Raw genomic sequence first — 11,421 nt, 5'->3', positions numbered from 1 at the left:
GGCTCTTCCGGTTTGAGGGTGCGTTGAGGGGCTGATCAGGCGGCGTGGTGGGCCTGGGAGCAGGTGGGCCTTGGGTGAGGATTGGAGGTGCTAACCAGTCCGATCCAAACACCCAAGGCCCGCGATGAAATCTACCTGCTCTGCCGCTGTTTCTGGTTGCCCTGTTGCTGATGTCATCTGTCGCACCGCGGAGTTGGACCTGATGATCACCGGGGCCAGCATCGACGCCGCAGACGTCACCATCATCCAGGCCCGACCGCGCCAGGGGTTGCCGTTCTGCCCGTCCTGCGGGGCCGAAGGGGTCCTGCGGGATCACGTGGTGCGGGTGCTGACCGACGTACCGGTGGCCGGCCATCCCACCAGGTTGCACGTGCGCCTGCCTCGCTATCGGTGCACCGGGACCCAGTGCCCGCAGCGGATCTTCCAGCAACGGCTGGACTGCGCCGCGGTGGGGGCCAAGACCACCAACCGGTGCACCCGGTGGATCCTGCAGCGCTTGGCGATCGACAAGATGAGCATCAGCGCCGTGGCCCGGGCCCTGGGACTGGGATGGGACCTGGTCAATAACCTCGCGGTCGATGCCGCCCGCACCCTGGTCTATGACGACCCGACCCACCTGGAAGGGGTGCGGATCTTGGGGGTCGATGAGCACAAGTGGAAACACGTGCGCGGCGGCGGTGAGGACTCGTATGTCACGATCCTGGTAGATCTGACCCCCACGATCGAGGGCACCGGGCCGGCGCGGCTGCTGGATGTGCAAGCAGGCCGTTCGGCGAAGGTACTCACCGACTGGTTGGCCGAGCACACCCAGGAGTTCCGCGACCGCATCGAGGTGGTCACCATGGATGGCTTCACCGGCTATCACAGCGCCACCAAAGAAGCACTGCCGCAGGCCACACCGGTGATGGACCCCTTCCACACGGTGCAAGTGCGCCGCGAGGCGCTGTGTGTTCGGGGGTGGGTGAGAGGCCCACCCCGCTGGTCTGTCGCAGCAGATCGGTGAAGTTGAGGGCAGCCTGATCCCGGAGGTGCGGGGGAGGGCGGCAAGCAGCCCTGACAAAGCCGGGGCGTGCCAGTACTGCCAGATGGCAGCGTGCCCGGCAAGCAAGGCAGAGAGGTGTAACGAGAGTGAACCAGTGGTTGAACCTGCTTAAGGGTGGAACCGGCTCGAACCTGGCGGATCTGGGCCGGGCAACAGTGCGCGCTGATCAGGATGTACGTGGTCAGCGACTCCGAAGCCGACTACTGACGTCGGCGGGGAGGCCGTCACCGCAGTGCTGCGGGTTCGGTGACGGCGAGGCTGTAGCGGCAGAGCTGGGCGCCGATCCTGCCAACCGACACACAGTGAACGTGGGAACCATCCCGAAGTCGCCCTTCCCGGCCAGCAGTCTGCTGGTCGGCGGGCAGGTTCACCGTCAACTGACGGCTCCGGGAGGGGGCGGAGGGTCCGTAGTAGTCCGAGGGCGGGAAAGCCGTCCACATGGCGAAGGGACCCAGCGAGTATGCAGTCGATGCGATGGAATGCCGGGAGGTCGCTGGTGAATATCGGCGAGCCGTGGCTCGACCTCGATGAGGCTCGGGTGCGGGTACTGGGTATCCAGACCAAACTGCACCAATGGTCAGCCGATGATGGTGATCGTCGGTTCGATGACCTGTTCAACCTTGTCACCGATCCCGCGTTCCTGACGGTTGCATGGGATCGGGTGAGAGGGAATCGAGGGGCACGATCTGCCGGGGTCGATGGCGTGGTTCCACGTTCCATCGACTTTGGGGACGCGATGCTGCATCGGCTGCGAGATGATCTCAAGGCCCGCAGTTTCGAACCGCTCCCGGTCAAGGAACGGATGATTCCGAAGACGCCGGGCAAGTACCGTCGTCTGGGCATCCCTGCTGTGCGGGACCGGATCGTGCAAGCCAGCCTGAAGTTGGTCCTCGAACCCATCTTCGAGGCGGACTTTCACCCGTGCAGTTACGGGTTTCGTCCGCGTCGTCGACCTCATGACGCGATCGCTGAGATTCACATGCTGGCATCCAACCGTTACCAGTGGGTGCTCGAAGGTGACATCGAAGCGTGCTTCGATGAGATCTCCCACCCGGCTCTGATGGACCGGATCAGGGAGCGGATCGGAGACAAACGTGTCTTGGCGTTGATCAAGGCGTTCTTATGCGCTGGCATCCTCGACGAGGACGGCGTCACCAGGGACACCAAGATGGGCACACCCCAAGGCGGCATCTTGTCGCCGCTGCTGGCCAACATCGCATTGTCAGTCCTTGACGATCACTTCGCCGAAGCCTGGCAGCGCGATATGGCCACCCGACCCCAGCGGGCGACCCGCCGCAAACACGGAAATGCCACGTATCGCCTGGTGCGCTACGCGGACGACTTCGTGGTCATGGTGGCCGGCTCCGAGGCTCACGCCGAGGAACTGCGGGGCGAGGTCGCAGCAGTGCTCGCTCCGATGGGCCTACGCCTATCGGAGCACAAGACGCTGACCGCTCACATCGACGAGGGGTTTGAGTTCTTGGGGTTCCGCATCCAGCGGCAACGCCAACAGGGCTCGAACAAGCGATACGTCTACACCTGGCCTTCCAAGAAGTCGCTGACTTCGATCCGGGCGAAGGTCAAGGCGATCACCAGAATGGGAACGAACCAGCCCCTGTCCGAGTTGCTTCGCCGCATCAACCAGGTGCTGCGCGGCTGGACCGGCTACTTCCGGCACGGCGTCTCGAGCCGGACCTTTGCTCACCTGCACCAGTACACCTGGGAACGGATCGTGCACTGGCTCCGACGCAAACACAAACGTGCCACATGGCGGTGGCTGAAACGGCACTACCTGGCCAACAACTGGTGGCCAGAGCACGACGGCGTCTCACTGTTCAACTGCGGGACAGTGCCGATCACCCGTTACCGCTACCGCGGAACGAAGATCCCAACGCCGTGGGAGCCGACCATCATCATCACCTGACCTGCGGCCTGTGCTCGTGGAGAGCCGGATGCGGTGGAAATCGCACGTCCGGTTCGGGAGACGGGCCGGAGAAACCCACCAGCGGAAACTCTGGCAGGGCGCTCCGGCCCGATCTCACCTGGCTGGGGAGAAACTCACCGTCTGTCGTCAGCGCCTGCAGCAGCAGATCCACGGCCACCGGGGCCGCAAGGAGAACCTGCTCTACCGCGGCCGGCGAACACTGCTGACCCGGCAGTCGCTACTGACCGATGAGCAGATCGCCCGACTGCAGCGGCTGTTCGCCGAACACGAGGACCACGCGGCCTTGGAGGTCTCCTGGCACATCTACCAGGACATCATCAGCGCCTACCAACACCCAGATCCGGCCGCCGGCAAGAAGCGCATGCAGGCCCTCATCACCAGGCTCCGGCGCGGGCTACCCGAGGGGCTGGAGGAACTCGCTCAACTCGGCCGCACGCTCTGGCGCAAACGAGACCAGATCCTGGCGTTCTTCGACCGTGGCGGAGCCTCCAACGGCCCCGTCGAAGCGATCAACGGACGCCTCGAAGCCCTACGCGGCATCGCCCTAGGGTTCCGCAACTTCGACCACTACGTCCTGCGCTGCCTACTGCACTCCGGCCAACTGGTGACCCGGATCAATGCACTCTAAAACCGGAAGAGCCACCAAACGTCTTGCTCAGATGATCGTCGAACGAATCGACTGCGACGAGTTCGAGATCCGCGCCGCCGACCCGTATCCAGAGGCCTACGACCCGACCGTCGAGCGCAACCAGCGCGAGCAGAACGACGATGCCCGCCCTGGCCTCGCGGGAGAGCTCCCGGACGTCAGTGGCTACAACGCGGTGCTGCTGGGCAGTCCGGTGTGGAATGTCCGTGCCCCGATGATTCTGTCCACCTTCCTCGAGGGCGTCGATCTCTCTGGCATGCGGATCCTGCCGTTCGTCACCTACGCCGTCTCTGGCATGAGCGAGATCGACCAGGACTACCGTGACACCCTGCCCGAGAGCAACGTCGCAGACGGTCTCGCTGTCCGCGGAGAAGACGTCGATTCCGCCGCCGCCGACCTCGAGGCCTGGCTCCGGACGAACGGTCTGATGTAGGGCCATCCGCTCGGGAGGGGTGCACTGCCAGTGCCTTCCTCGGCCACCGTCGCGCTGATGCGATGAGGGAGACCGGCCCCAACACAACCGTAGGAAGACTCGAGCCTTGGCAGCACACCGAACTCCCGTCGCATCGTCCGGCATGGGGACAGTCACCTCCCGTGCCACCCGGAGAGCCGCCCTCACTGCAGAGCTCAGCTCACACTCGCTTCCCACCCCTTCCTGAACCTTGATGGAGCGCTCCCCCGGGCACGGTCCTGGGTTGGTGCGTGGCGTCTGCCGCAGCTCAGCCGTGACAGCCAAGCACCCACAGGTGATCACCCGATATCGAAGTCGCGAAAAGCTACAGTTTTACGAGACGCCCCGCTCGACGAGCATGGCGCCGGCACGATGTGAATGTCCGAAGTCGTCTGCACAGGCGACCTGTATGTTCGAGGCAGTGTGCAGCGGAGTTTGATCGCCCGGCGTGTCCGTACCCGTGTGCACGGTCGGCTTGTTGTTCCATAGTCCTGTGCACGACGAAGCGGTCGCTGAGGACCGGGTTCCTGAGCGTGGTCTGCTGACCGTCCCCGATGCCGTGTGGGCGGTCGCAGTGCGCCGGGCGGAGGTGATCGGCCCGCTGGCCGAGGCCGGGACAGCCGGTGAGGAGGCGGTGGAGGCGGCCGCCGAGCAGCTGGGCATCTCACGCCGGCAGGTCTATGTCTTGCTGCGCCGGTGGCGCGAGGGCCAAGGCGTGGTCTCCGATCTGATCCCGGGGCGCTCCAGCGGTGGCCGCGGCGGCCAGCGGCTGTCGGCCGAGGTCGAGGCGGCCATCCGCGAGGTCGTGCGCAAGCACTACCTGACCCGGCAACGGAAGACGACCGCCGCGGTACACCGCGAGATCACGCGGGTATGCCGTACCCGCGGCCTGCCAGTGCCTTCACTCGGCGCGATCACGCGCCGCATCGCTGGCCTTGACCCGCGCGCCGAGACAACAGCCCGTCAGGGAGCAGACGCGGCACGGTCGCTGGAGTCGGCCGGTGGGCAGGTGCCACCGATCACCGGGGTGTTGGAGCAGGTGCAGATCGACCACACCGTGGTGGATCTCATCGTGGTCGATGAGCACCACCGTCTACCGATCGGGCGGCCGTACGTGACGGTCGCGATCGACGTCTTCTCTCGGTGCATCGTGGGCCTGGTGATCACCTTGGAGGCACCCTCGGCGCTGTCGGTGGGGTTGTGCCTGGCGCACATGGTCACCGACAAGCGGGCCTGGCTGGAGCGCCTGGGGATCGAGGTGAACTGGCCGATGGCCGGCAAGCCTGGCGAGCTGTATCTGGACAACGCCGCGGAGTTCAAGAGCGAGGCCCTGCGGCGAGGCTGTGAGGAGCACGGGATCACGCTGCGCTACCGCCCCCTGGGACGTCCGCACTACGGCGGGATCGTCGAGCGGGTCGTCGGCACGCTGATGGAGATGGTCCACGAGCTGCCCGGCACGACGTTCTCCAACCCGGCCCAGCGCGGCAGCTACGACTCCGATGCCAAGGCCACCTTGACGGTCGCGGAGCTGGAGAAGTGGCTGGCCCTGGCGGTGGCGAACTACCACGGGACGGTTCACGGCACGACCGGGCAGACGCCGCAGGCCCGCTGGGTCGCCGGCGCGGCCCAGACGCCGGCGGTGGCCGTGGCCAACGAGACCGCGTTCTTGGTGGACTTCCTGCCGGTGATCCGCAGGACGCTGACCCGCACCGGGTTCGTCATCGACCACGTGCGCTACTTCAGCGACGCGCTCAAGCCATGGATCGCCCGCCGCGGGCAGCTGGACCGGTTCGTGATCCGCCGCGACCCGCGCGACATCAGCCGTATCTGGGTGCTCAACCCCGAGGGCGAGTCCTACCTGGCGGTGCCCTACCGGACGCAGTCCCATCCGGCGGTGAGCGTGTGGGAGCACCGCGCCGCGGTGGAACGGCTCCGGGCGGAAGGCCGGGCGCAGGTCGATGAGGAGGCACTGTTCCGGATGGTCGAGCAGATGCGCACCATCACCGACACCGCTAGGTCCACCACGCGCAAGGCCCGCCGCGACGCTGAACGCCGCAGGAAAGCGGGGGCCGCAGACTCTTGGGACAAGCCCGCCGCGGCGGGCCCGCCTGACGACACCCTTGCTGATGGTGCCAGCAGGGCCAGCGCCTCGGATACGGCGTCCGTGGCGCCGTTCGAGGTGATCGAGCAGTGGTGAGCCAGGGCCAGGACCGGACAGTCGAGGACATCGCGGGTGACGGCCTGGATCATCTGCACGAGAGCGCCCGGCCGGTGGCCCGGCTGCCGGCGGAGGAGCGGGTGCGGCACGTGCGCGCCGACCGGTGGATCGGCTACTCCCGCGCCACCGCGGCGCTGGAGCGGCTGGAGACGCTGTACGCGTGGCCGGGCAAGCAGCGCATGCCCAACCTGCTGCTGATCGGGCCGACGAACAACGGCAAGTCGATGATCATCGAGAAGTTCCGCCGACTCCACCCGCCCACGTCCCACGCCGATCGTGAGCAGATACCGGTGCTGGCGGTACAGATGCCCTCAGAGCCCTCGGTGATCCGGTTCTACGTCGCGCTGTTGGCCGCGATGGGAGCACCGCTACGCCCGCGCCAGCGCCTGGCCGACCTGGAGCAAGCCACCTTGGCGCTCCTGCGCGCGGTCGGGGTGCGAGTCCTGGTCATCGACGAGCTGCACAACCTCCTGGCCGGGCGCGGCGAGACCCGGCGCGAGTTCCTCAACCTGATCCGGTTCCTGGGCAACGAGCTGCGCATCCCGCTCGTCGGGGTCGGGACCCGCGAGGCCTATCTGGCGATCCGCTCCGATGACCAGCTGGAGAACCGCTTCGAGCCATTCACCCTGCCCCGCTGGGAACCGAACGAGGAGACCCGCACACTGCTGGCCAGCTTCGCCGCCGCCTTCCCGCTACGGCGCCCCTCGACGATCGCCACTGAGGACATGGCCCGCTACCTGCTCTCCCGCAGCGAGGGCACCATCGGAGAACTCACCCACCTCCTCACCGACGCCGCGGTGGCAGCAATCGAGTCCGGCGAGGAGGCGATCAACCAACGCACTTTGCTCATGGCGCCCTACGTTGGCCCCACCGAACGACGCCGGATGTTCGAACGCGAGCTGGCATGACCGCTCGCTGGCCCCTGCACCCACCACCGGGTGAGGGCGAGGCGCTGACGTCCTGGCTCAGCCGACTGGCCGAGGTCTACGGCTTGAGCGTCGAGGAACTCATCCGGCACAACCTCGCACCGGACCTCGATCTTCCCGACCACCACACCAGCACCCTGGACCTGAACCCACCCGCAGTGGTGCTTCCCGCGCTGACCGCCCGCACCGGCGTACCGCTGGACCAACTGCGCCAGATGACGATCGCCGGCCAGGTGCCCTGGCTCCTGGACACACTCGATTCCGAGCCAGTGCCCGGGGAAGCGTTCGACACCTACGTCCACCAGGACTCGGTGCTCCTGACCGCCAAGGAACGCCCCCGGCGGGAGGTGCCCGGCTGGCGTGCCTGGTTGCCGACCGACCCCAAACGCGGGCCGCTGCGCCGGGCCTGCCCGACCTGCCAAAGAACCTCCGCGGCCGGCACCTTCGGATTCACCCTGATCTCCCAGCTCCCGCTCACGCTCAGCTGCCCGCAACACGGCTGCTACCTCGACCCCGCCTTCGGCGGCCTTGGCGCCTTCGCCGCCTGGGAGAAGCAGGACACCCGCGCCCGCACTGCACCGGCCGCGGTCCTCGTCATGGACGCACGCACCCACCAGGCCCTGCACACCGGCACGGTGACCCTGCCGCGCCGATCCGTGCACGCGGGAGTGTGGTTCCGGCTGCTACGCACCCTCATCGACGAGCTCTCCGGCCCCGTCTCGGCGCTGCGCACCCGCTCCCACCGAAGCGTCCGGCGCATCTGGCACACCGCCGGTCACCCCGTCCGCGCCGGCATGGTCGCTCCCTGGCACCCCTACGAATCGCTGCCCTGGCCCCGACAGCAGATGCTTCTCGAAGCTGCCGCCGCCACCCTTAACCTCATCGAGACCGGCGAAGTCACCGCCCACGGCACCCTCGCATCTCTCCTGAGTCCTGAGCCTCACCGGCCCGTCCCCGACGGCACCCCACCCGACCGGCACTACTGGCAGGAAGCCGAGGACGCACTCAACACGGCGATCGCGCTCGCCCAGGAAGACCCCGTCGCCGCCCGCCAGCTGCTGGCCACCCTCACGGCCCTGACTCGCAGCGAGGCGACCTTCCAACGTGCTCGCGATGACCTAATCGCCCTCGGCATCCCGGACGACCACCTCCCACGGACGCTGGCGGAGCAGCGTGCACGCCAGGTGCCGGCCGGGCCGGAAACGACTGTCACATCTTGACAGATGGAGACCGTTCGCAGGACGTAGAATAGATGACGGGTTAAGTGACATGGACGCTCCGGACAGCCGTCACGCTGCGGACTGTCACGCAATCGGTCGTATAAGTGATGGGTGGGAGGCGCCTCGTGCTGGTCGGCTACATGCGGGTCTCGAAGGCCGACGGATCGCAGACCACGGACCTGCAGCGCGATGCGCTCCTGGCTGAGGGTGTCGACGCCGAGGCTCTGTACGAGGACCGGGCCTCGGGCAAGAAGGAGGACCGTCCCGAGCTTGCGGCGTCCCTGAAGTCCCTCCGTCGCGGGGACACCCTGGTGGTGTGGAAGTTGGATCGGCTCGGCCGCGACCTGAGACACCTGGTCAATATTGTCCATGACCTCACCCAGCGTGGCATCGGGCTGAAGGTCCTCACCGGGCAGGGCGCGGCCATCGACACCACCACCGCCTCCGGCAAACTCGTCTTCGGCATCTTCGCCGCCCTCGCCGAGTTCGAACGCGAGCTCATCTCCGAACGCACCATCGCTGGCCTCGCCGCCGCTCGCGCCCGCGGCCGCAAAGGCGGGCGCCCCTACAAGATGACCCCCGCCAAGATCCGCCTCGCCATGGCCTCCATGGGACAACCAGACACCAACGTCAGTGACCTGTGCAAAGAACTCGGCATCACCCGACAGACTCTCTACCGCCACGTCTCGCCCACGGGCGAACTCCGCGAGGCCGGACACAAGCTCTTGGCGCAGAGCCGGCGCAAGTGACAGGCCAACCTCGACTCCTGGGGCCGGGCCAAGCGCGGGATGACGATGGCAGCGTGTTGCGCTGGGGGTACACCCCGCGCAACAGATCCGTTGCAAACGGTCTAACACCCCAACGCAACAGAGTCGCCCGCCATGCGGTGCCACGGGCCCGTGACCTTCGGGGTCACAGGTAGCGGCAGACATTCTCGGGGGAGCACGTGGCCGGGTCGCCGGCGGCGGCGTGGTCGCGCAGGGCGGCGATCGTGGTGCGTAGCTGATCGAGCTCGGCGAGCTGTCGCTCGATCACCTCAAGGCGGGTGTCGAGCAGGTCGGTGACGTGCTGGCAGGGGGCCTGCCCCCGGTCGCGGATGTCCAGCACCTGACCGATCTGGGCCAGGGTGAGCCCGGCGGCTTGGCCCCGGCGGATGAAGTCCAGCCGGGCGAGCACCTCGGGGCCGTAGTCCCGGTACCCCGCCGGGGTCCGGTCCGGGTCGGGCAGCAGCCCGACTTCTTCGTAGTACCGCAGGGTCTTGGTTGTCGTGCCTGACGCCTGGGCCACCTCACCGATCCGCATGCCACTCATTCTGCCTTGACCTTCCAGTGCACTGGAAGGTCGATCCTGAGGACGACGAAGGAGGAGCTCGTGACGGTAACGGCTAGAGGTAGGTCGTATGACCTGGCAGTGATCGGGTCCGGTGGGGCGGCGTTCGCGGCCGCGATCCGCGCCACCAACCTGGGCAGGCGGGTGGTGATGATCGAGCGCGGCACCGTCGGCGGTACCTGCGTGAACACCGGGTGTGTGCCCTCCAAGGCCCTGCTCGCGGCCGCCGAGGCCCGCCACATCACACTCGACGCCACCCGGTTCCCCGGCCTGCCGGCCCCCGACGTCCGGCCGGTGAACATCGCCGCCCTGGTCGCCGGCAAGGATGAGCTCGTCGGATCACTGCGCAGCGAGAAGTACCTCGATCTTGCTGCCGAGTACGGGTGGGACCTCCTCCCCGGGGACGCCATGTTCGTCGGCACACCGACCCAGCCGGCACTTCGCGTCACCGGCCCTGACGGCACGGTGGAGACCGTCCGGGCCGCGCACTACCTCATCGCCACCGGCTCCAGCCCCTGGGCGCCGCCGGTCCCCGGCCTCCAGGAGGCCGGTTACCTGACCTCGACCACCGCGATGGAGCTGGACCACGTCCCGGAGTCGCTGCTGGTCATCGGCGGCGGTTACGTCGCCATGGAGCAGGCCCAGCTCTTCGCCCGGCTCGGCGCCCGGGTCACCATGCTGGTCCGCTCACGCCTGGCGCCCCACGAGGAACCCGAGGCCGCCACCGCCCTGGAGGAGATCTTCGCCGACGAAGGCATCGAGGTCATCCGCGGGGCGGTGCCCACCGCGGTCCGTCGCGACCCGGCCACCGGCGAGGTCGCGGTCACCGCCACCACCGCCGCCCATGGCTCACAGGAACTGCGGGCGGCCGAGGTGCTCGTCGCCACCGGGCGCCGCCCGGTCACCGGCACCCTCGGCCTCGACACCGTCGACGTGCGCACCAGCGACCACGGCGCGGTGGTCGTCGACAACCACCTGCGCACCACCAACCCGCGCATCTGGGCCGCCGGAGACATCACCGCCCACCCGCAGTTCGTGTACGTCGCCGCGGCCCACGGCACCCTCGTCGCCGACAACGCCCTCACCGGCGCCGGCCGTGAGGTCGACCACCGCCACCTGCCCCGGGTCGTGTTCACCAGCCCCGCCCTGGCCGCCGTCGGCATGACCGACCAGCAAGCCTCCGCCGCCGGGATCCGCTACGACAGCCGCGTCCTGTCCCTCGCGCACGTCCCACGCGCGATCGTCAACCGCGACACCCGCGGGCTCATCAAGATGGTCACCGACGCCGACACCGGCCGCATCATCGGCATCACCGCCCTGGCCCAGGACGCCGGCGACCTCGCCGCCGCCGGGGTCTACATCCTCGAGGCCGGCATGACCACCGACCAGGTCGCCAACCTCTGGAGCCCCTACCTGACCATGGCCGAAGGCCTGAAGCTCACCGCCCAGGCCTTCACCACCGACATCACCAAGCTCTCCTGCTGTGCAGCGTGAACCGGCCCCACACTGGGGCACCGATAGGGGACCGACGCGCCCGCGGGCGCGGGACAAGAAGACACCCTCTGGGAGGCCGGCACTAGGTCCGGTGTGGGAGTCACTCGGTTGCGATCGGTTCGAAGGCCACCTTTACGTGCTCGACCCGAC

General features: G+C 67.8%; 10 protein-coding genes. 9 read left to right on the top strand and 1 reads right to left on the bottom strand.

From position 1 onward, the window contains the following. Positions 1–202: 202 nt before the first annotated feature. From ACO0LU_RS11720 to ACO0LU_RS11685, 8 genes are all read left to right on the top strand, one after another. A complete protein-coding gene (locus tag ACO0LU_RS11720; RefSeq protein ID WP_424791529.1) occupies positions 203–1,003 on the top strand; it encodes an ISL3 family transposase in 801 nt (266 codons plus the stop codon). Positions 1,004–1,511: 508 nt separating this feature from the next. Continuing rightward, a complete protein-coding gene (gene ltrA, locus ACO0LU_RS11715) occupies positions 1,512–2,966 on the top strand; it encodes a group II intron reverse transcriptase/maturase (RefSeq protein WP_424791528.1) in 1,455 nt (484 codons plus the stop codon). Positions 2,967–2,994: 28 nt separating this feature from the next. Then, positions 2,995–3,615: an ISL3 family transposase gene (locus ACO0LU_RS11710; RefSeq protein WP_424791527.1), complete on the top strand. Its 621-nt coding sequence runs from the start codon at positions 2,995–2,997 to the stop codon at positions 3,613–3,615. After that, positions 3,605–4,066, top strand: a complete 462-nt coding sequence (locus tag ACO0LU_RS11705) for a flavodoxin (RefSeq protein ID WP_424791526.1) — start codon at positions 3,605–3,607, stop codon at positions 4,064–4,066. The genes ACO0LU_RS11710 and ACO0LU_RS11705 overlap by 11 nt, the downstream gene beginning before the upstream one ends. A 496-nt stretch (positions 4,067–4,562) precedes the next feature. Next, entirely contained in the window at positions 4,563–6,281 is a 1,719-nt protein-coding gene (locus ACO0LU_RS11700) for a transposase (protein WP_424791525.1), read from the top strand. Between the two features lie 29 nt (positions 6,282–6,310). Beyond that, a complete protein-coding gene (locus ACO0LU_RS11695; RefSeq protein WP_424791541.1) occupies positions 6,311–7,210 on the top strand; it encodes a TniB family NTP-binding protein in 900 nt (299 codons plus the stop codon). After that, a complete protein-coding gene (locus ACO0LU_RS11690) occupies positions 7,207–8,448 on the top strand; it encodes a TniQ family protein (protein WP_424791524.1) in 1,242 nt (413 codons plus the stop codon). Before ACO0LU_RS11695 ends, ACO0LU_RS11690 begins: the two co-directional genes overlap by 4 nt. Before the next feature lie 125 nt (positions 8,449–8,573). Continuing rightward, a complete protein-coding gene (locus ACO0LU_RS11685) occupies positions 8,574–9,197 on the top strand; it encodes a recombinase family protein (protein ID WP_424791523.1) in 624 nt (207 codons plus the stop codon). Positions 9,198–9,360: 163 nt separating this feature from the next. Here ACO0LU_RS11685 and ACO0LU_RS11680 read toward each other — a convergent pair whose 3' ends face one another. After that, positions 9,361–9,750 carry a heavy metal-responsive transcriptional regulator gene (locus ACO0LU_RS11680; protein ID WP_424791522.1) on the bottom strand — a complete coding sequence of 130 codons (390 nt, stop codon included), beginning with the start codon at positions 9,748–9,750 and terminating at the stop codon, positions 9,361–9,363. 69 nt (positions 9,751–9,819) lie between these two features. Here ACO0LU_RS11680 and merA point away from each other — a divergent pair, with 69 nt between their 5' ends. After that, positions 9,820–11,271, top strand: a complete 1,452-nt coding sequence (gene merA / locus ACO0LU_RS11675; protein ID WP_424791521.1) for a mercury(II) reductase — start codon at positions 9,820–9,822, stop codon at positions 11,269–11,271. The last annotated feature ends 150 nt before the right edge of the window (positions 11,272–11,421 follow it).

The organism is Pseudactinotalea sp. Z1748 (genome assembly GCF_049725185.1).
In the GTDB taxonomy this organism is placed as follows: domain Bacteria; phylum Actinomycetota; class Actinomycetes; order Actinomycetales; family Beutenbergiaceae; genus CALKWS01.
Note: the sequence above shows the minus strand (reverse complement) of the source record. Positions and strands in the feature narration are given on the sequence as shown.